General features: G+C 30.9%; 14 protein-coding genes and 1 pseudogene. 2 read left to right on the top strand and 13 right to left on the bottom strand.

What is annotated here, in order from left to right:
• Window positions 1-2: 2 nt before the first annotated feature.
• The 7 genes from pheT to ABXT61_RS00180 are packed head-to-tail and all read right to left on the bottom strand — an operon-like array spanning window position 3 to window position 7754.
• Window positions 3-2411, bottom strand: coding sequence for a phenylalanine--tRNA ligase subunit beta (gene pheT, locus ABXT61_RS00210; protein WP_415315327.1), 2409 nt, complete (start codon window positions 2409-2411; stop codon window positions 3-5).
• Window positions 2408-3475 (bottom strand): phenylalanine--tRNA ligase subunit alpha, encoded by a 1068-nt coding sequence (gene pheS, locus ABXT61_RS00205; protein WP_415315326.1) that lies wholly within the window; start codon window positions 3473-3475, stop codon window positions 2408-2410. The genes pheT and pheS overlap by 4 nt, the downstream gene beginning before the upstream one ends.
• Window positions 3476-3518: 43 nt before the next feature.
• On the bottom strand, window positions 3519-3875 hold the full coding sequence (gene rplT / locus ABXT61_RS00200; protein WP_168606836.1) for a 50S ribosomal protein L20: 357 nt from the start codon (window positions 3873-3875) through the stop codon (window positions 3519-3521).
• A gap of 1 nt (window position 3876) precedes the next feature.
• On the bottom strand, window positions 3877-4083 hold the full coding sequence (rpmI, locus tag ABXT61_RS00195; RefSeq protein WP_168606837.1) for a 50S ribosomal protein L35: 207 nt from the start codon (window positions 4081-4083) through the stop codon (window positions 3877-3879).
• Between the two features lie 53 nt (window positions 4084-4136).
• Window positions 4137-4682: a translation initiation factor IF-3 gene (gene infC / locus ABXT61_RS00190; RefSeq protein WP_006997463.1), complete on the bottom strand. Its 546-nt coding sequence runs from the start codon at window positions 4680-4682 to the stop codon at window positions 4137-4139.
• The gene (thrS, locus tag ABXT61_RS00185; protein WP_415315325.1) at window positions 4683-6599 is read right to left on the bottom strand and encodes a threonine--tRNA ligase; all 1917 of its coding nucleotides are present in this window, start codon (window positions 6597-6599) and stop codon (window positions 4683-4685) included.
• Entirely contained in the window at window positions 6600-7754 is a 1155-nt protein-coding gene (locus ABXT61_RS00180; RefSeq protein WP_415315324.1) for a glycosyltransferase family 4 protein, read from the bottom strand.
• A 42-nt stretch (window positions 7755-7796) separates the two neighbouring features.
• Here ABXT61_RS00180 and ABXT61_RS00175 point away from each other — a divergent pair, with 42 nt between their 5' ends.
• On the top strand, window positions 7797-8552 hold the full coding sequence (locus tag ABXT61_RS00175; RefSeq protein WP_415315323.1) for an alpha/beta hydrolase: 756 nt from the start codon (window positions 7797-7799) through the stop codon (window positions 8550-8552).
• On the opposite strand, the gene ABXT61_RS00170 is transcribed toward ABXT61_RS00175, so the two are convergent.
• From ABXT61_RS00170 to ABXT61_RS00160, 3 genes and pseudogenes are all read right to left on the bottom strand, one after another.
• Window positions 8523-9398, bottom strand: coding sequence for an NAD-dependent epimerase/dehydratase family protein (locus ABXT61_RS00170; RefSeq protein ID WP_415315322.1), 876 nt, complete (start codon window positions 9396-9398; stop codon window positions 8523-8525). The genes ABXT61_RS00175 and ABXT61_RS00170 overlap by 30 nt on opposite strands.
• A gap of 1 nt (window position 9399) precedes the next feature.
• Window positions 9400-13905, bottom strand: a complete 4506-nt coding sequence (gltB, locus tag ABXT61_RS00165; RefSeq protein ID WP_415315321.1) for a glutamate synthase large subunit — start codon at window positions 13903-13905, stop codon at window positions 9400-9402.
• Window positions 13905-15345 (bottom strand): annotated as a pseudogene (locus tag ABXT61_RS00160) (NAD(P)-dependent oxidoreductase). Before ABXT61_RS00160 ends, gltB begins: the two are co-directional and overlap by 1 nt.
• A 184-nt stretch (window positions 15346-15529) precedes the next feature.
• Between ABXT61_RS00160 and ABXT61_RS00155 the strand changes: the two are divergent.
• Window positions 15530-16300: an undecaprenyl-diphosphate phosphatase gene (locus ABXT61_RS00155; RefSeq protein WP_415315320.1), complete on the top strand. Its 771-nt coding sequence runs from the start codon at window positions 15530-15532 to the stop codon at window positions 16298-16300.
• Here ABXT61_RS00155 and ABXT61_RS00150 read toward each other — a convergent pair.
• From ABXT61_RS00150 to aceE, 3 genes are read right to left on the bottom strand one after another with little or no spacing between them, the layout of a single operon-like run.
• Complete coding sequence (locus ABXT61_RS00150) at window positions 16297-17184, bottom strand: DMT family transporter (protein ID WP_415286495.1); 888 nt, start codon at window positions 17182-17184, stop codon at window positions 16297-16299. The two genes, ABXT61_RS00155 and ABXT61_RS00150, sit on opposite strands and share 4 nt — an antisense overlap.
• 6 nt (window positions 17185-17190) lie before the next feature.
• Window positions 17191-18462, bottom strand: coding sequence for a 2-oxo acid dehydrogenase subunit E2 (locus tag ABXT61_RS00145; protein ID WP_415315953.1), 1272 nt, complete (start codon window positions 18460-18462; stop codon window positions 17191-17193).
• Between the two features lies 1 nt (window position 18463).
• The gene (aceE, locus tag ABXT61_RS00140) at window positions 18464-21502 is read right to left on the bottom strand and encodes a pyruvate dehydrogenase (acetyl-transferring), homodimeric type (protein WP_415315319.1); all 3039 of its coding nucleotides are present in this window, start codon (window positions 21500-21502) and stop codon (window positions 18464-18466) included.
• Window positions 21503-21528 lie beyond the last annotated feature (26 nt).

Raw genomic sequence — 21528 nt, 5'->3', positions numbered from 1 at the left:
GATTATGATCTAATTTTCGCACCAGTTTTAGATTCAACAGCAGAAATAATAAGTTGATTAATTTTGTTTAAATCATCTTCAGTCAATGTTTTTTCTAAAGATTGAATAATTACATTTAATGCAATTGATTTTTTGCCCTCAGGAATATTGGTTCCTTCATAAACATCGAATACTTTGACAGATTTTATTAATTCTTTGTCTACATTAGAGATCGTTTCTATTAATTCTTGAACTTTAAAATTTTTATCTAAAACAAAAGCAAAATCTCTTTCTGATTTTTGAAAATCTGAATATTTATACTGGGTTTTTTGATCTTTCAATGATTTTTTTGGCTGCTTTATATTATCTAAAAATATTTCAAACCCTACTAATGCTTCAACTTTAATATCTAATTTTTTTAATATATTTGGATGAATATCACCAAAAAAAGCTACTACTTTTTCTTTGCCCTTATTTAGAAATATTCTTCCAGATTTACCAGGGTGATAATAACTTGGTGTTTCATCGTCAATATAGAATTTATCCTTGTTGTAACCAGCCTCAACTAAGCTTTGAATAACATCTCTTTTTATATCAAAAACATCAACTAACCTTCCCTGCTCTGTCCAACTCTGTCTTGATAGTTTTCCAGTTCTTAATCCACTGACTACTGTTTGTTGCTGACCTGGTTTAGATCCAAAAAAAGTTGGGCCTATTTCAAATATTGATAAATCTTTAAACCCTCTACCTAAATTCTTAATTATATTAATAATTAAATTTGAAAAAATAGAACTTCTCAATACATTTAAATCTGCACTTATAGGATTAACTATTTTTATCTCTTTATTACTTTCAATAAATAATTGATTAATCTTACTATCGGTAAAAGACCATGTAATAGCCTCCAAATATCCTTTTGATGCAATAGCTCTCTGTAAAAAATGAAATAATTTTTGTGTTTTGTTTAAAGTATCTTTGTTTCTAAGTTTCTCAGGTTCAATCATCTTAATTTGGTCATAACCTTTAATTCTTACTAACTCTTCGACTATATCTACCTCTTGTAAAATGTCAGGTCGCCATGTTGGAACTGTTAATAGTAATAGTTTTTTTTGTTTTTTTATTTCAAAGCCTAAATTAGTTAGTATTTTGATCATTTCTTTTTGATCAATTTTAAAACCTGTTATTTTTTCAAATAATTGAATGTCAAATTTTACAAAGCAATTTTTTACATTTTCTATTTTTTGAATATCAAATTTGCTAATTTCCCCTCCACAGATTTTTTTAATTAACTCGGCAGCTCGCTGGAGTCCTTGTTCTATTGATAGTGGATCAATTCCTCTTTCAAATCTAAACTTTGCATCTGTATCTATGTTTAAAATTTTAGACGTTTTTCTAATTGATCTTGGATTAAAATAGGCTGACTCAATTAATACATTTTTTGTATCTAGTTCGGTTCCAGATCTTGTTCCTCCAATTATTCCCCCCAAACCTAATACCCCAGAAGCATCTGTAATAACACACATACCATCTTCAAGATTATAATCTTTCTCATCTAAAGCTTTAAATTTTTCACCTTTTTTAGAATTTCTTATAATTATTCCTTTATCTATTTTATCAGCATCATAAGCATGCAACGGTCTATTTAAATCAATCATTACATAATTTGTAATATCAACTATTGCAGAGATAGGTTTTTGACCTAATGATATTATCTTTTTCTTTAGCCAGTCTGGACTTTCGGTATTTTTTACACCAGTAATTAAACAGCTTCCAAAAGACGTGCATCCTTGATTTTTTTCTTTGATTATCTTTATACCAACTTTTTGTTTATTTTTTTGAACTAACTTCTCTGTTTTAAGTTTTTTTAATGTACCAGAACCTGCTGTTGCTAAATCTCTAGCTATTCCTCTCACCCCCAAACAATCTGCTCTATTTGGTGTAATAGATATATCAATTACGTTTACATTGCTTTTAGGAAAATAATTTTCACCTATTTTTTTTTCATATTTTTTTGAAGAAAGTTCTGTAATCCCATCACTTTCATTTGATAGATTAAGTTCAGACTCTGAGCAAAGCATTCCATATGAAGTGACACCTCTTATTTTGCTTACTACTAATTTCATTTGACTCTTAGGTACAACAGCGCCTGGTGGTGCGTAAATTGTCAGTAATCCCTCTTTTGCATTAGGTGCACCACAAACAACTTTTACAGGATTGTCTGACCCAATGTCTACATCACAAACTCTAAGTCTATCTGCATCAGGATGTTTTTCAGCCTTCAAAATTTTTGCAATTATAAATTCATCAAGCTCTCCTGATTGACTATCAACACCCTCTACTTCTAAACCAACATCTGTAAGTTTATCAATAATTTGATTTTCATTAAGCTTGGTTTCTAGATGTTCTTTTAACCAATTTGTTGTAATCTTCATCTACTTAGGCCCCTATAATTTGTAGGTACGTCTATAGGGTCAAAGCCAAAGTGGTTTAACCATCTATAATCACAATCAAAAAATGCTCTTAAATCATTTATACCATACTTGAGCATTGCCAATCTATCTATACCTATCCCAAACGCATAGCCTTGGAATTCATTAGGATTTACCTTTACATTTTTTAAAACGTTTGGATGAACCATTCCACATCCCAAAATTTCAAGCCATTTATCTCCTTCACCAATTACTATTTTTCCATTTCTAATTTCATATCCAATATCCACCTCAGCTGATGGTTCCGTAAAAGGAAAGTGACTTGGTCTAAATCTCATTTTAAGTTTATCAACCTCAAAAAATTCCTTAATAAAATAATTCAAACAGCCTTTTAGATGACCCATATTAATATTTTTGTCGATATGCAGACCCTCAACCTGATGAAACATGGGAGTATGGGTTTGATCACTATCTGATCGATATGTTCTACCTGGTGCAATGATTTTAAATGGTGGTTTATTATTAAGCATAGTTCTTATTTGAACTGGAGAAGTATGTGTTCTTAAAAGAAGTTCTTTTGCATCATCTAGATAGAATGTGTCATGCATATCTCTTGCTGGATGGTTATCGGGGGTATTTAATGCTGTAAAATTATTATATTCATTTTCAATATCAGGACCTTCCTCTACACTAAAGCCAATTTCTGAAAAAATTGATGAAATTTCATCTATGACTTGGGACACTGGATGAATTTTTCCTTGAACAAAAGGTCTCTCAGGTAAAGTTATATCTATTTTTTCTTTTTCTAACTTTTGATTAATTTCTTTTGTTTCAATATTATTAATTTTTGTAGTAATTAAATTTTGAAGCTCATCTTTTACTGAATTTAAATCTGATGCAAATTTCTTTCTCTCTTGTTCTGCTACTTTTCCAAGTTGTTTAAATTGAGAACTAATTAATCCATTTTTTCCAAATAGATCTGTCTTGATTTGATTAACTTGATTTAAATCTAAATTTTCTTTTAACTTTAAAAGAAATTCATCTTTTATTTTTTTAATATCAGACATATTGAGAGATTATTTCTTCACCAAAGAAAAACAATAGTGAAGATTAATTTAGTGCCGATTGAGCTTTTTGTACGATCGTTTTAAAGGCTTCTGGGCTATCGTATGCTATTTCAGCTAGTATTTTTCTATCTAACTTAATTCCACATTTAGTTAAGCCATTAATAAATTTTGAATAAGTTAATCCTTCAGATCTAACACCTGCATTAATCCTTTGTATCCATAAAGATTTGAATTCTCTTTTTTTAGTTCTACGGTCTCTGTAAGCATATTGCATAGCTTTTTCCATGGCTTGCTTTGCAACTCTTATAGTATTTTTTCTTCTGCCCCATTGACCTTTGACAGCCTTTAAAACTTTTTTATGTTTAGCGTGACTTGTTACGCCTCTTTTTACTCTAGCCATTTTATCCTCTTAAACTGTAAGGCATGTATGATTTAACTATTTTGCCATCTTGTTTTGACATAGTAGTCGTGCCTCTTAATTTTCTAATTTGTGAATTTGTTCTTTTTATCATGCCATGTCTCTTTCCAGCTTGAGCCATCATAACTTTTCCTGTAGCTGAGATCTTAAATCTTTTCTTTGCTGAACTTTTAGTTTTTAATTTTGGCATAATTCTGCGGACTTATACAAATATTGGAATGGATTTACAACCTCTATTAAGCCTTATAAAGGCTGAATAACCATGATCATTTGCTTCCCATCAAACTTTGGGTGTAATTCGACTTTGCCAATATCTTGCATATCAGCTTTTATTTTATCCATCAACTCTCTACCTAAGTGTGAGTGTTGAAGTTCTCTACCCTTAAACCGTATTGTAAATTTTACCTTGTCACCTTTTCCAATAAATTTTTTGGCATTTTTAACCTTAAAATCATAATCATGAGTTTCGGTAACTGGTCTCATTTTAATTTCTTTTAATAAAACAATTTTTTGTTTCTTTTTAGCAACATTTGCTTTTTTTTGAGCATCATATTTAAATTTACCCATATCAATAATTTTACATACAGGTGGTTTTGCGTTTGGAGCTATTTCAATTAAATCCAATCCTTGCTCTTTAGCCATTGATATGGCTTCATTTGTATTTATAATTCCTATATTTTCACCATCACTTCCTATCACTTGTACCTCGGGTGAAGAAATTCTATTGTTAGATCTTGGACCTTTATCTTTAGTTCTTCTTTGAAAATAATTTTGTTTAAAATCTGCCACTTAGTTTGAGGGTGCTTTGTTTAAAGCTGAGAAAGTTTCTAAGAATAAGTTTAATTCCATATTTTCTTGTTTATTCGTATCCAATCTTCTAATCGTTACTGAGTTACTGTCAACTTCTTTTTTTCCACAAATCAATAAAAGTGGTATTTTTGATAGTGAATGTTCTCTAATTTTATAATTCAAATTATGGTTTTTTAAATCTACCTCAGAGCTTATGCCTACATTATTAATCTTTTCATTCACTTCTTTTGCATAAGAATCAAACTCTTCTGAAATTGGAATTACAACAGCTTGTAAAGGAGCTATCCAAAATGGAAATTTACCTGCGTAGTTTTCTATAAGAATTCCAATAAATCTTTCTAATGACCCAAATAACGCCCTATGAAGCATTACTGGAATTTTTTTTGTTCCATCTTTATCAACAAAAGAAGCGTCTAATCTTCCTGGTAAATTAAGATCTACTTGTAAAGTTCCACATTGCCAATCTCTACTGATGGCATCTCTTAAAACAAATTCAATTTTTGGACCATAGAATGCTCCTTCTCCTTTATTAATTGTGTATTTAAGCTTTGAAGCTTTTACCGCATCTAACAAAGCTTTTTCAGCTTTATCCCAAACATTGTCATCACCAACTCTTAAATCTGGTCTATCTGAATATTTTAATATTACATCTTTAAATCCAAGATCTTTATAAATATCTAAAATTAAATTTGTAACAATCAAACACTCTGATGTAATTTGATCTTCTGTGCAAAAAATATGGGCATCATCTTGAGTAAAAGCTCTAACTCTTAACAGTCCATGTAAGGCGCCTGAAGGCTCATACCTGTGCACTTTTCCAAATTCCGAAATTCTTAAAGGAAGATCTCGATAACTTTTTAAACCTTGATTAAAAACTTGTACGTGGCCTGGACAATTCATTGGTTTTATTGCAAATATTTTTTCATCTGGTGTCTGAGAAGTATACATGTGCTCTCCATATTTTTCCCAGTGGCCAGATTTTTCCCATAGAGATCTATCTAAAATTTCAGGAGTATTTACCTCTTTGTAGCCAGCTTTTTCTTGTCTAGCTCTCATATATGCAACTAGTTTTTGAAATAACTTCCAACCTTTTTCATGCCAAAATACTGATCCTGGACTTTCTTCCCTAAAGTGAAATAAATCCATTTCTTTTCCAAGTTTTCTGTGATCTCTTTTTTCTGCTTCCTCTATTCTTTTTAAATATTCATCTAAATCTTTTTGTGATGCCCAACTTGTTCCATAAATTCTTTGCAACATTTCATTATTTGAGTCACCTCTCCAATAGGCTCCTGATACCTTTGTTAGCTTAAAGTATTTACCAATTTTTCCTGTTGAAGGCAGATGAGGGCCTCTACATAGATCATGCCAGTCTCCATGAAAATATATAGAAACATCTTCACCTTGTGGAATACTTTCAATAATTTCAGCCTTGTATATTTCTCCTTTATCCTTGAAATGAGATATGGCCTTATCTCTTTTCCAAACTACTCTTGTAGTTGGAACGTCTCTATCAACAATTTCTTTCATTTTATTTTCAATTTTATTTAAATCATCCTCTGTAAAGGGTTCTTTCCTTGAAAAATCATAATAAAATCCATTTTCTATAATTGGACCAATTGTAACTTGTGTTCCTGGAAAGAGTTCTTGAACAGCCATCGCAGTTATATGAGCCGTATCGTGACGGATAGTTTCTAAACCTTCTTTATCTTTTGAAGTAAAAATTTTAATTGAGCAGTCTTCATCTATAACAAAACTTAAATCTTTAAGTTCTTCATTAACACTAATAATAGTTGCCTGCTTTGATAAAGATTTGCTAATCTTTTCAGCAACCTCAAGTCCTGTTACTTTATTTGGAAATTCAATAGTGTTTCCGTCTGGCAATGTTATTAATGGCATTTAATTCAATAATTTTTTGTATTCTGAATATGTAGAAAAACACATTTTTTCAACATTAAATTTTTTAATTATATTTTTTCTACCTTCTATGCCAATAGATTTCAATCTAGATTCATCTAATTGTATGACTTCTACTATTTTTTTGCTCAAAGCTTCTGCATTGCCAGACTGAAATAAAAAACCGGTCACATTATCAATAATAGTTTCATTAGATCCCCCAATATCACTTGCTATTATTGGTTTTTCCATTGATTGAGCTTCAACTGCTACCCTTCCAAAAGCTTCAGGTTCTACTGAGACCGAAACAACAATGTCTGATATTTTGTAGGCTACCGGCATATTTTTATAATGTTCTATAAATTTTAACTGACCAGTTAACCTATATTGCTCAGCCAATCTTTTAATTTTTTTTGTATAAATGTCTCTCCCTTGATCACTACCTAAAATAACAGCATTAAAAGATTCATATCCCAGTTCTTTATTAACAAGCTTTAATGCCTCAATAAATGTCTCTTGTCCTTTCCAGGCAGTTAACCGACCTGGCATTAAGATAATTTTTTTATTCTTATCAACTTCCCAATCAGAGGTAAGTCTATTTTCTTCGACATCCAAGGTTGTTGATGAGTCAAAATAATCAACATTAATACCTCTAAAAATTACTAAGAATTTTTTTTTTAAATCCAAATATTTTGAATAATTTCTATTAATATGTGTAAAAATAAAATTTGATCCTGCTATTATTAAATCTGATCTGACCATTACCGAATTATAAAATTTTTTAAGTGGGTTTTTAAAATTATAAGTACCGTGAAAGGTTGTAACAAACTTTCTTCTTGTAATTTTTGTTGCTATCAAACAAGACCAAGCTGGAGCGCGACTTCTTGCATGAACAATAGATATATTATTTAGTAAAATAATAAAAATCAAAGCTATTGAATTAAAGAGCATTAAAAATGGATTTTTACTATGGACGGGAAGTTTTATTACTTTTACTTTTTTTCTATCAATAAATTTTAATAATTCTCCTCCACTAGTTGCTATGTAAGAACTACAATTATTTTCTGGTAAGTAGTGTGCAAGATCGTAACAGCCTGTTTCCGCACCTCCATATCCAAGCTTAGGAATTACTTGCAATACTTTTAATTTTGAAGACATTTGATAGAACTATATATTAAGAATTAATTCTAATAAACTTTTATGAATAAATTTAAATACATTAAAGTCCTTAATAACAGGCAAATAAGATACTTAAGTAAGGAATATAAAGATAATCTCTATATTATTTTTTTACATGGTTTTATGTCAAACATTGAAGGTGAAAAACCTCAGGCCATATTAAAATTTGCTAAAAAAAATAAACTTGGCTTTCTTGCTCTTGAATATTCTGGTCATGGAAAATCTTCAGGAAAATTTATCAAAGGGAATATTACTCAATGGTCAAAAGAAGTTGAAATAGTAATAAAAAAAGTAGTTAAAAAAAATAAATTTATTTTAGTTGGCTCGAGTATGGGTGCCTGGCTCTCCTTAAATCAATTTAAATATTTTAAAGATCAAATTAAGGGTTTTTTGGGAATTGGTTCAGCTCCAGAGTTTTTACAAAACCTAATTTGGAAAAAGTTTACAAAAAAAATGAAGAACGAAACTATAAAGAAAGGAATTTATAATTTAAAACATAGTAATTATGAGTATCCAATCACCTTTCAATTAATAAAAGATGGTAGAAAAAATAAAATCTTAAATAAAAAAATTAAATCCAGTATCAACGTAACTATGATTCATGGAAGTAAAGATGAGGTTGTTCCAACAAGTTATTCCAGAAAGGTTCTTAAGTTATTTACTAAAGCTAATAAAAAATTAGTGATAATAAAAAATGGTGATCATAGCCTATCAAGTAAACGAGGTCTAAAAAGAATACTCTTAGAGCTAGAGAAAATTACTTCTAATATAGTTTAATCCTTCGATATAGCTTGGAAATTTTAAATTATAGTTAAAATAACCTTTCATCTTTTCGTTGCTAACTTTTTTAGACTCATTATATAAATTTTTTAACATCTCACTTTTAATTTGATTAACTTCAATTTTTTCGATATTTTCAATATTTAACATTTTTGCTCCAAATAAAGTAACATCTTCAGATGTAGAAGGTTTATCATCAGATAGATTATATATTTCTCCTGACTTAAATTTTGATAAAGATTTAAATAATATGTTTGAAATATCATCCACATGAATTCTAGAAAAATAATGATTTTTTTTATTAATCAATTTCACTTCTCCTAATTTTAGACGTATTAAAATATTTTTTTCATTAGAATAAATTCCAGATAGCCTAAATATCTGAACTGGTATTTTGTTATTTTTTTCTAAAGAAACCCATGCATTTTCAGCCTTTAATCTTGCAATACCATTATTTGAGATTGGGTTTGTTTTGCTATTTTCATTAACCCATTCTCCTTTATGGTCACCATAAATACTGGTGGCAGATAAGTACGTTATCCATTTTAACTTGGAACTTTCTAAAAATTTAGAAAAATTTTTTACAACTAAGTCTTCTTGATTTTCTGGTGGTATAGAAACTAAGATATGATCTGCTTCTTTTAATTTTACAACTAAATTTTGATCAAATTTTTCACTATTAAATAGGTAGCTATTATAATTAATGCCATTGAATATTTTTTTTGAAGATTCACTTCTAGAAGTTGCTGATAAGTTAATATTATATTGCTCAGTATTAAGCTTTTTTATAAAATTTTTTGCTACTTGGCCAAAACCAAAACAAAAAATATTTATATCCTTCATTTTAACTAACTTCTTTTATAATAGACTTTAAACTTATTGGGTTTTTTAGCTTATTAATCATTTCTTTTGGACAAACTTGAATAAAATTAGAAATTTCCCTATCAAAATTTTCTATAATCTTTTTAGAAAAATCTGAGTTTGTCTCCTGGTGATGCTCTTGAACTAAATTTTTTAAATAAGTTATCCAATAATCTGTTTCTGGTGTTTGCCATACTACAGTCTCTGGGTTTACTTTTTTGTCGAATTTCTTATTTATATCATAAATAAACGCCATTCCACCAGTCATTCCAGCTCCAAAATTGTCTCCTACATCACCCAGAACTACAACGGTACCACCAGTCATATATTCACAAGCATTAGAGTCGCAGCCTTCAATAACCGAAATTGATCCTGAATTTCTTACAGCATACCTTTCTCCAGCTTGACCTGATGCAAAAAGTTTTCCAGATGTTGCTCCATACAAAACTGTATTTCCTATTATGGTGTTTTCATGTGAGACTAAATTACTTTCATCTGGAAGTTTAACTACCACTGTTGCTCCGGATAAACCTTTGCCAACATAATCATTAGCGTCACCTTTTAAAATAAGTTTTAACCCTTTTATTCCAAATGCACCAAATGACTGTCCTGCTGACCCCTTAAACTTTAGAGATAAAAAGCCATCTTCTAGTTTTTCAGATCCATATTTTTCATAAAGATGATTAGAAATTCTTGTACCAACCGTCCTATGAGTATTTTTAATAATATATTCTTTTTCAATAATTTTTACTTTTCCAATTTGTTCTTTAATTTCAGGTAAAATTTCTTGATCTAAAGTATCTGGAACAGAATTTATTTCTGGAACTGTACAGTACCTCGTATTCTCACCAGCATCTGTTTGAACAAATAAAGGATTTAGATCTAAATCGTCTAAGTTTGGTGAGGCTTTGCTTACCTGTCTTAGTAAGTCAGTCCTACCAATTATTTCATTCAATGATCTAAATCCTATTTGTGCTAAAATTTCTCTTACTTCCTCAGCTATGAATTTAAATAAGTTAACTACTTTTTCTGGTGTACCAGAAAATTTTTCTCTTAGTTCTTCATCTTGAGTACAAACTCCAACTGGACATGTATTTGAGTGACACTGTCTAACCATTATACATCCCATAGCGACTAAAGCTGTAGTTGCTACTCCATATTCTTCTGCTCCCATCATGGCTGCAATAACAACATCTCTTCCTGTTTTAATTCCTCCATCTGTTCTTAGAGTAACTTTATGTCTTAAATTATTTAAAGTTAAAACTTGATTAGCCTCAGTTAAACCCATCTCCCAAGGTATCCCCACATATTTAACACTTGTTTGCGGTGTAGCTCCTGTACCTCCATTATGTCCAGAAATTAAAATTATATCTGCTTTAGCTTTAGCTACCCCAGCTGCGATTGTTCCTATACCAGATGATGCTACTAATTTTACACCGACTCTTGCTTTTGGATTAGCTTGTTTAAGATCATAAATTAATTGAGCTAAATCCTCGATAGAATAAATGTCGTGGTGAGGTGGTGGTGATATTAAGGTTACACCTGGTGTTGAATGTCTTAATTTAGCAATTTCTTCTGTGACTTTAAACCCTGGTAATTGGCCTCCCTCACCAGGTTTTGCTCCTTGTGCAATTTTAATCTCTATTTCGTTACAGTTATTTAGATATTTAAGTGTTACTCCAAATCTAGCTGAAGCTATTTGCTTAACTCTAGAATTAGCACTGTCACCGTTTTCCATCTTAATAAATCTTTTTTCATCTTCGCCACCTTCACCACTACAAGAGGCTCCTTTAATTCTATTCATTCCTATGGCTAAAGTTTCGTGTGCTTCTTTCGATAATGCACCATGAGACATGCTTCCACTTCCAAATCTTGTTAAAATATTTTCAATTGGTTCTACTTCTGAAATATCTAAAGATGGGTTTAAATTTCTATCTCTAAATCCAATCAAGTCTCTAAGATGTATAGGTGGAAGATTATAAATACCTTCTGCATATTTTTTATAAGCTTCAAAAGAATTTGATGAAACTGCACTTTGTAAAAGATGAATAAGCTTACCTTGATATTGATGAGTTTCACCATTCTTTCTATATCTATAGATTCCCCCAATCGGTAAAACCGTATCTGTTCCTTCAAATGCTTCTTTGTGAATAGTTCTTAATTTTTTTTCTATTCCATTTAAACCTATGCCTGAAATTTTTGATAAAATTCCTGGAAAATACTCTGATGCTACTGTTCTGCTCAAACCAACTGTTTCAAAATTACATCCACCTCTATAAGAACTTATGACCGAAATTCCCATTTTTGACATTATTTTCAAAAGCCCATAATTTACTGATTGTATATATCTCTCTATGCATTCATCGTACCCAAACTTTCCAAATAGTTTTTTTTCAAACCTCTGATATAAACTATCCAGTGCTAAATAAGGATTAACAGTTGTAGCTCCAACACCTATAAGTGTTGCAAATGAATGTGTGTCTAATGCTTCCCCAGTTTGAGCATTGATTGATGCATAACCTCTTAATTTTTTTTTAATAAGATAAGTATTTATTGCACCGACACTTAACAGCATAGGAATTGGTAATCTTTTTTTAGAAATATTTTTATCACTTAAGATTAATTGAGTAAGACCTTGTCTAACTGCAATTTCAGATTCTTTTCTAATTCTCTCAATAGAGGTTTCAAGGTTTTCACTTTTATCAAAAGTGCAATCAATAGTTATTGATTTTTGCCCAAAAAAATTAATAAATTTTTCTAATTGAGAATTTGATAATATGGGGCTGTCTAAAACATATATGTTTTCTTCTGTTAAATTAGTAAAATCTAAAATGTTTCCAAGATTACCAAAACGAGTTTTTAAACTCATAACCTTGTTTTCTCTTAAGGAATCAATTGGTGGATTAGTAACTTGACTAAAGTTTTGTCTAAAAAAATGGTAAAGCGGTCTATAACGGTCAGACAATACTGCAAGTGGAGTGTCATCACCCATAGAGCCAATCGCCTCTTTTGCGTCTTCTGCCATGGGATGAAGAATAAGTTCTAAATCTTCTAAACTATAACCAAATGTATGTTGTCTTTTTTTTAGTTCATCACCTGAAAAAGTAGATTTTTCATTTTTTATTGGAAATTTCTTTTCTAAATCAATTATTTGATTGTTAAAATGTTTAAATTCTTTTGCTAGATAATCTTTTATTTCAACATTAGAAAATACTTTGCCTTTGGCTATTCTAACTCCAAGAATTTCTCCAGGTCCTAATCTACCTTTTTTAAGAATTTGCCTCTCATCAATTTCAACCATTCCCGTTTCTGATCCTGCACACAATATTTTGTCTTTTGAAATAGTATATCTCATTGGGCGTAACCCATTTCTATCAGCAGCTACAATGGCCCATTCATTATCGGTAGCTGCAATAGCAGCTGGTCCATCCCATGGCTCCATTGTACTATTTAAAAAATTAAATAATTGTTGATGATCTTTTGATAATGTTTGACTTTTTTTAGACCATGCATCTGGAATTAACATTAACTTTGCAAGAGGCGCTGATTGGCCAGAAATATTTAAAAGTTCAAAAACACTATCTAGTGCAGCAGAGTCTGATGATCCTGGTTGTATAACTGGTTTTAAATTTTCCATGTTATCAAATAAAGGGCTGTCCATTTCTTGCTCATGAACTTTCATCCAGTTTGTATTTCCTTTGAATGTATTTATTTCTCCATTATGAGCTAATGCTCTAAAAGGTTGTGCCAGGTCCCAGCTTGGCGCAGTGTTTGTTGAAAACCTTTGATGAAATATTGCAAATCTAGATATAAATCTCTCATCTTTTAAATCTAAATAAAAGTCTGCAATAGACTCTGCTAAAAACATTCCCTTATAAATAACTGACTTAGAACTTAGCGAACAAATATAAAAACCTTCTATCGCATCTTTAATAGCTTCTTTTTCAATTTTTCTTCTGGATTCATAAATTTTTCTTTCTAACTCTTTTTCTGTTAAATCTTTATTATTATGTTTGAATAGAACTTGAGTGATTTCTGGTCTTGTAAGATTTGCTTTTTCACCTAAAACTTTTGGGTTTACTGGAACCTGTCTCCATCCATAAATACTAAAATTACTTTTTGTTAATTCACTTTCAATTAAAGTTCTTGCATTTTCTTGTGATTGATAATTATTTCTAGGTAAAAAAATCATACCCACACAAATTTCTGAACCATCATGGTCGTGACCTGTGAGTTCTATTTTTTCAGCAAAGAAATCTGAAGGAATTTCCAAATGGATTCCAGCTCCATCACCTGTTTTTCCATCAGCATCTACAGCTCCTCTGTGCCAAACCGCTTTTAAGGCATTAATTCCATATTCTACTACTTTCCTTGATTTTTTACCCTCTGTAGAAGCAATCAATCCTACTCCACAAGCGTCATGCTCCATTTCTTTTGAATAAACATGGCCTTCTTCAAGAATTTTAAGATTTTTTTTATAATTTTTCATTAAGCAACCTTCTCTTTACTGAATTCTTTACTCTCTAAAAAATTTTTTATTGATACTGCTACGTCTCTTCCGTCTTTTATAGCCCAGACAACTAAAGATGCGCCTCTAATAATGTCTCCTGCTGCAAAGACACCTGATAAATTTGTCTCCATTGTATCAAAATTAGTTTTTAATGTTCCCCATTTAGTAACTTGTAGATCTTCAGAGCCAAATAGTTTTGGTAAATTTTCAGGATCAAAGCCAAGAGCCTTGATTACTATATCTGCTTTAATATTAAAGTGAGAATCGTTCTGGATTTCTGGTTTACGTCTACCACTGTCATCAGGTTCACCAAGTTTAATTTTATCTACCATCAAACCTTCAACTTTATTTGTTCCAACAAATTCTTTAGGGCTAGATAACCATACAAACTCTACTCCCTCTTCCTCTGCATTAGCTACCTCTCTAGCAGATCCAGGCATATTTTCTTTGTCTCTTCTATAAAGGCATTTAACTGATTTTGCTTTTTGTCTGATTGAAGTCCTAACACAGTCCATTGCAGTGTCACCTCCTCCAATTACAACAATATTTTTTCCTTCAGCATTTAAGGTTCCATTATCAAATAACTCTACCTTATCTCCTAATCCTTTTTTATTTGAAGCTGTTAAAAATTCCATAGCTGGAAAAATATTTCCTAAATCTTTTCCTGGTAGATCTATTTCTCGAGCTTTATAAACTCCAGTTGCAATTAAAAGAGAAGTCATGTTTTTTTCTTAATTGCTCTAATGTAGCATCTTTTCCAACTTCAAAATTTTGAACAAATTTAATTCCACCCTCTTCTAATAATTTGGTTCTTCTTTCTACAACAAATTTTTCCAATTTAAAATTTGGGATCCCATAAATCATTAAACCACCAGCTCTATCATATCGATCATATACAGTAATTTGATAACCTAACTTACGTAACTGCTCTGCAGCAGCAAGACCAGCTGGACCAGCACCTATAATTCCAATACTTTGACTCTTTTCATTTTTAACTTTTATTGGATTGACCCATCCTTGCTCCCAAGCATTATCAGTAATATATTTTTCAACTGAACCTATGGTTACAGTTCCATGTCCTGATTGTTCAATTACACAATTTCCTTCACACAATCTATCTTGTGGACATATTCTTCCACACACCTCTGGCATGTTGTTAGTGCTTTGAGATAACTCGTAAGCCTCTTTTAATCGTCCCTCTGCAGTTAATTTCAGCCAATCTGGAATATTATTACTTAATGGACAATGTACCTGACAAAAAGGAACTCCACATTGTGAGCATCTGCTAGATTGTTCGCCTGCCTTTTCGTTAATAAACTCTTTGTAAATTTCGTTAAAATCTTCTTTTCTGTTTCCAACTTCTCTTTTAGGTGGAGTTTGTTGACCTATTTTAACAAATTTAAGCATTTTTTCTGACATATATACCTTTTAATAAACTGAGCATATAATACGGTTTTGTGCAATAAAAGACAAACAAGGTCAATATATATGACCTTAAATTTACAATAAGTACCGTTAATTCTTTGTATTTTAATTTTTGCATATCTAATATGTTCAAATGGAATTGTTTAAATCATCGAATATTTAAGCTACGAAGCTTTAAATGTTCTCAAATATTATTGAAATTATAATCCTATCAATAGTTCAGGGCATATCAGAATTTTTGCCGATCAGTTCATCGGCTCATTTAAACATTGTTGAAATAATCTTTGAGTTTAATTCTAACTCACTAATGATTGACGTTAGTCTCCATCTTGGCTCTTTACTAGCAATAATCTTTTATTTTAGAAGAGAGCTACTAGACCTTAGAAATAATCAAAAATTATTATCTCTATTAATTATTGGCTCTATACCAATTGTAATAGCTGGGTACATAATCAGCTCCACGGGTCTAGTTAGTCTATTAGAAAATAATTTAAAGATAATTGCTTGGACGACATTAATTTTTGGAATTATTTTATATCTCGCAGACAAAAGTAAATTTGATAAAAAAATATCCTCCAACCTAAATTTTAAAACAATACTATTTATCGGTTTGTTTCAAATACTTGCTTTAATACCAGGTGTGAGTAGGGCAGGAATTACAATAACAGCTGCAAGGCTTTTTAGATTTAATAGATTTGATTCAAGCAAAATTTCTTTTTTACTAGCTATACCTGCAATAGCTGGAGCAAGTGTACTGCAATTAAAAAATGCTATTGGCCAAAACTTTGAATTTAACTACCTTATACTAATATCAATTACTCTTTCTTTTTTGTTTTCTTATTTTACAGTTAAGTTTTTTCTGGACTACATAAACAAATTTTCTTTAAATATTTTTGTAATTTATAGAATTATTATTTCAATAATTTTATTTATAATAATATATAATTAATTTTTTTTTAATATTGGTGCTAATTGTGAAAATAAAACACCAAATAAAATAAATAAACACCCAAATAGATTATTTATATCTAAAATTTGATCTAATAAAATCCAAGCAGCAATTGTTGCAAAAACACCCTCTAAAGAAAAAATTATTGCTGATGGAGCAGGGGATATATTTTTTTGTGCATATATTTGCAAAACAAATGCAAGGCCTCCAGACAAAACTCCAGCATATAAGATTTGAAATTTTTCTTTAAGAATATTAGACCAAATAAAGTCTTCAAAAATTAACCCTATAATTAATGATAAAGAGGCAACAATTAAAGTTTGAATTGCACCAATTGTTAATGGAAGATTGTAGTTTTCTATAATTTTACCAGTAAAGATAATGTGTGTGCTCCAGAAAAATGCACCCATTATTATAAGCGCATCACCAGTTCTAACCGTTGCACTGTAAAAATTAGTTAGCAAATAACCTCCCATCACACAAAGGAGAACTGAAGGCCAAATACTCCAGTGAATTGGCTTTTTATACATAAAAAAAATTATAAACGGGACCATCGGTACATAGAAAATAGTAAAGAACGCTGCATTAGCAACATCAGTATAGAGTAAAGCCACTTGTTGAAGTGCCGATCCTAAGAATAAAGATAGGCCTATTAAAAGAGCTAAGTTGGTAAATTCTTTTTGATTTCTTTGGACTGATTTTGAGATATTTTTTCTTTCAAAAATAAAAGCTAAAGGGGCTACTACTAAAAAGCCTACAAAAAACCTAACCGCATTAAAAGTGAAAGGACCAATGTCATCCATTCCAGTATCTTGAGCAATAAAAGTTGTTCCCCATATGAATGTACAAAGTAATGCACAAAATAATGATGAGGTTTTTGACATTAAAATTTATACAGCTAATTTATAAGCAAAATTTTTGCCTAAATTTTCTTTTAGATCATTATTAAATCTAGCTGCTTCAGCTCCATCAATTATTCTATGATCATATGATAATGAAAGCGGTAACATTGTTCTTGTTTCAAATTTTCCATTGAAAAAAATTTGTTTTTTTTGTGCTTTACCCACTCCTAGTATGGCAACTTCAGGATAATTTATTATTGGTGTAAAAAATGAACCTCCAATTCCTCCAAGGCTTGTAATGGTCATGGATCCTCCAAAGAATTCTTTCTTATCTATTTTTAAATTTCTACATTGGTCGCTTACTGTTTTCAATTCATTACTAATATATGAAATACTTTTATTGTCAGCATTTCTAATTTTTGGCACCATCAAACCATGAGGAGTATCAACTGCAATTCCAACATGAAAATAATTTTTCATTGTTATTTTTCCATTTTCAATATCATCTATCGATGAGTTGAAACTAGGAAACTTTTTTAAGGATGCAACTAAAGCTTTAACAATAAAAGCTAAGGGAGTAATCTTTTTTCTTTCACCTGTGTACATATCAGTAAGAGAAGTTCTAAAATCTTCCATTTCAGTTATATCTGCTTCATCATGATTTGTTACATGAGGTATTGTAGTCCAAGAATTAACTAAATACGTTGAGGCTAATTTTTTAACCCTAGGTATATCTTTAACTTCAATTTCTCCAAAATCAGAATGGGAAAATTCACTAATAATTTTTTTAGGTTGAGCTTCAGTCTTATCTAAAGTTTTATTAATTTTAGAGGATATAAAATTTTTTACATCATCTTCTATAATTCTTCCTTGTCTTTCACTGCCAACTATCTCATTAATATTAACCCCAAGCTCTCGAGCAAATTTACGTACTTTTGGGCTTGCAGATGAAGTTTCTGAATTGTTTTTTTTTATTAAATTTTGTGTTTGTATAACTTTTTCAACTTTTTCTTCTTGATTTTGATTTGTAACTGGTTTTGCTTCTGTAATAGTTTTTTGCTCTATACTCTTTTCTTCTTCTCCAGATTGCTCCATCGTTAATATCAAATCACCTTCTGAAACCCTATCTCCTACTTTAATTTTAACAGACTTTACCTTTCCATCAAAAGAAGCTGGTATTTCAACACTAGATTTGTCACTCTCAATTGTAATGAGTGGATCATTTTTAGATACTGACTGACCATTTGAAACTAATACTTCGATTACCTCAACGTCTTTAAATTCGCCAATATTTGGTACTTTAATCTCTTTATCTGACATCTTATAGTTTTGTTGGCATTGGTTTGCTGCCATCAATATTATACTTCTTTATGGCTTCTTTAGCATATTTTGAGGATATTAGTTGCTCTTTTGCTAGTACGCTAAGTCCATAAGTAACGATATGTTTTTTATCAACTTCAAAAAAATTTCTAAGGTTCTTTCTTGTGTCGCTTCTTCCATAACCATCTGTACCTAAAGAATAAAAACTTTTATTAGTATAGGGTCTGATTTGATCAGAATTCATTCTCATATAATCTGAAGCTGCCAAGATTGGTCCTTCAGTTTTCCCTAAACACTGCTCTACAAATGAAACTTTTTGTTCTTTATCAGGATTTAAAAGATTATACCTCTCAACTTCCATACCATCTTTTCTCAACTCGTTAAAACTCGTGACACTCCAGATTTCACTATCTATCTGATATTCATTTTGAAGGATTTCTGCTGCAGCCATCATTTCTCTCAATATTGTACCTGAACCTAAAAGTTGAATTTTAGTTTTTTTATATTTGTTAAGCTCTTTAATTTTATACATTCCTTTAAGAATTCCTTCTTCACAATTCCTATCTTTTGGTATGCTTGGATGTGAATAATTTTCGTTCATGGTTGTGATATAGTAAAAAACATTCTCATTTTTTTCATGCATTCTTCTCAAACCTTCTCTAAAAATAACAGCTAGCTCATAATGAAAAGTTGGATCGTATGTCACGCAGTTTGGTATTGTTGAGGCTATCAAGTGACTGTGTCCATCCTGGTGTTGTAATCCTTCACCAGCTAAAGTAGTTCTTCCAGCTGTTGCTCCAATTAAAAATCCTCTAGCCTGACTATCTCCACCTGCCCATGCAAGGTCACCTATTCTTTGAAAACCAAACATAGAATAAAAAATATAAATTGGTATCATTTCAATATCATGATTAGTGTAGGAAGTCGCAGCAGCAATCCATGACGACATTGCTCCAGCTTCATTAATTCCTTCTTCTAGAACCTGTCCAGTTTTCTCTTCTCTGTAAGAACTTAACTGAGCAGAATCTTCTGGTTCATACTTTTGACCTTCGTGTGCATATATTCCTATTTTTTGAAAAAATCCTTCCATACCAAAAGTTCTTGCTTCATCAGGAATAATTGGAACTAATCTGGGTGAAATATTTTTGTCTCTTAATAAATTTGTAAACATTCTAACTAATGCCATGGTTGTAGACATTTCTTTTTCACCCGTTGATACTTTCATAAAATCAAAAATATCTTTTGCTGGTGCTTTAATAGGTTTTGAATATGTTGTTCTTTCAGGTAAGAAACCACCAAGTCTCATTCTCTTTTCTTTAATATACTTAATCTCTAATGATTTTTCATCAGGCTTGAAATACTCAACATTTTTTACTTGTTCATCTGTTAATGGAACATCAAAACGATCTCTATAATATAGCAAATCATCTACATCTAATTTTTTAGTTTGATGAGTAGTGTTAACACTTTCACCTGTTTTTCCCATACCATAACCCTTAATGGTTTTAGCGATTATAACCGTTGGGCTACCTTGGTTTTTTGATGCCCGGTCGTATGCTGCATAAACTTTATGAGGATCATGACCGCCTCTATTTAATCTCCAAATATCTTTATCTGATAAACTAGAAACTAGCTCTTGAGTCTCTGGATATTTCCCAAAAAATTTTTCTCTAACATAAGCTCCATCTCTAGCTTTCATTGCTTGGTATTCACCATCAACAGTTTCATTCATAGTTTTAACTAGGTGACCTGTTTTATCATTAGCAATCAATGAGTCCCAGTAAGAACCCCAAATTACTTTAATTACATTCCAACCAGCTCCTCTAAAACTTCCTTCTAGCTCTTGAATGATTTTTCCATTACCTCTGACAGGTCCATCTAATCTTTGAAGATTGCAGTTTACAACAAATATTAAGTTATCCAGTTTTTCCCTAGCTGCTAATCCTATTGCACCTAAAGATTCAGGTTCATCCATTTCTCCATCACCAAGAAATGCCCAAACTTTTCTACCTTCATCTTTAATTAATCCTCTGTTAATTAAATATTTCATGTATCTTGCCTGATAAATTGCAAGCATAGGCCCTAGTCCCATTGATACAGTTGGAAACTGCCAAAACTTTGGCATCAACCAAGGATGTGGATATGAAGAAAGTCCACCTGGTTTTACTTCTTGTCTAAAACTATCTAATTGTTTTTCATTTAATCTACCTTCTAGAAATGCTCTAGCATAGACACCTGGTGCACTATGACCTTGAAAATAAACTAAATCACCACCAAATTTATTATTCTTAGCTCTCCAAAAATGATTCATTCCTACATCATAAAGTGTTGCTGCTGATGCAAATGTACCTATATGGCCACCTAATTCAGGAAATTTTTTATTTGCTCTAACAACCATAGCTGCTGCATTCCATCTAATTAAAGATCTAATTCTTCTTTCAATATTCTGATCTCCATTAGACTTAACTTCTGCCTCTGGTGGGATTGTATTAATGTAAGGAGTGTGCTGCGTATAAGGAATATTTGCACCTTCTCGATATGCTTTGTTGATTAATTCTTTTATCAAAAAATGAGCTCTTTGATTTCCATCTTTTTCAACAACTGCAGATAAAGACTCTAACCAATCTTGAGTTTCTAATGGATCAATATCATTGTCATTTGTAACCTGAATTATTGTTTGTTTTTTTTCCACAACTGGGCTTTGTTCAGTGGTCGCTTCTTTTTTTTCATTTTTTAAAACTGATTCTGCTTGTTTAATAATACTTTCTGTATCTTTGGGAATTGGCTTTTCTGAAGGGCTTTCTTTTGAAGACTCAACACTTAACAATAAATCCCCTTTAGAAACTTTATCACCCACTTTAATATTTACAGATTCTACCTCACCAGTGACTGTTGATGGAATTTCAACACTAGATTTATCACTCTCAATAGTAACAATAGGATCATTTAAGTTTATTTTATCTCCAACTTTTACTAAAAGTTCAATAACCTCAACTTTTTCAAATTCACCAATATCTGGGACAAGTAATTTTTCACTCATTATTTAAATCGATTTATACACCTAAA

Source organism: Candidatus Pelagibacter sp. Uisw_137 (genome assembly GCF_047720245.1).
Classification (GTDB): Bacteria; Pseudomonadota; Alphaproteobacteria; order Pelagibacterales; family Pelagibacteraceae; genus Pelagibacter.
The sequence above is the reverse complement of the archived record's forward strand: the minus strand, read 5'-3'. Positions and strand labels throughout refer to the sequence as shown.

What these genes read in the sequence shown, in the direction of transcription:
- ABXT61_RS00145 (WP_415315953.1), bottom strand. Translation starts at nt 18,462, where the DNA reads ATGTCAGATAAAGAGATTAAAGTACCAAATATTGGCGAATTTAAAGAC.
- ABXT61_RS00180 (WP_415315324.1), bottom strand. Translation starts at nt 7,754, where the DNA reads ATGTCTTCAAAATTAAAAGTATTGCAAGTAATTCCTAAGCTTGGATAT.
- pheS (WP_415315326.1), bottom strand. Translation starts at nt 3,475, where the DNA reads ATGTCTGATATTAAAAAAATAAAAGATGAATTTCTTTTAAAGTTAAAA.
- rplT (WP_168606836.1), bottom strand. Translation starts at nt 3,875, where the DNA reads ATGGCTAGAGTAAAAAGAGGCGTAACAAGTCACGCTAAACATAAAAAA.
- pheT (WP_415315327.1), bottom strand. Translation starts at nt 2,411, where the DNA reads ATGAAGATTACAACAAATTGGTTAAAAGAACATCTAGAAACCAAGCTT.
- ABXT61_RS00155 (WP_415315320.1), top strand. Translation starts at nt 15,530, where the DNA reads ATGTTCTCAAATATTATTGAAATTATAATCCTATCAATAGTTCAGGGC.
- rpmI (WP_168606837.1), bottom strand. Translation starts at nt 4,083, where the DNA reads ATGCCAAAATTAAAAACTAAAAGTTCAGCAAAGAAAAGATTTAAGATC.
- ABXT61_RS00175 (WP_415315323.1), top strand. Translation starts at nt 7,797, where the DNA reads ATGAATAAATTTAAATACATTAAAGTCCTTAATAACAGGCAAATAAGA.
- aceE (WP_415315319.1), bottom strand. Translation starts at nt 21,502, where the DNA reads ATGAGTGAAAAATTACTTGTCCCAGATATTGGTGAATTTGAAAAAGTT.
- ABXT61_RS00150 (WP_415286495.1), bottom strand. Translation starts at nt 17,184, where the DNA reads ATGTCAAAAACCTCATCATTATTTTGTGCATTACTTTGTACATTCATA.
- gltB (WP_415315321.1), bottom strand. Translation starts at nt 13,905, where the DNA reads ATGAAAAATTATAAAAAAAATCTTAAAATTCTTGAAGAAGGCCATGTT.
- ABXT61_RS00170 (WP_415315322.1), bottom strand. Translation starts at nt 9,398, where the DNA reads ATGAAGGATATAAATATTTTTTGTTTTGGTTTTGGCCAAGTAGCAAAA.
- thrS (WP_415315325.1), bottom strand. Translation starts at nt 6,599, where the DNA reads ATGCCATTAATAACATTGCCAGACGGAAACACTATTGAATTTCCAAAT.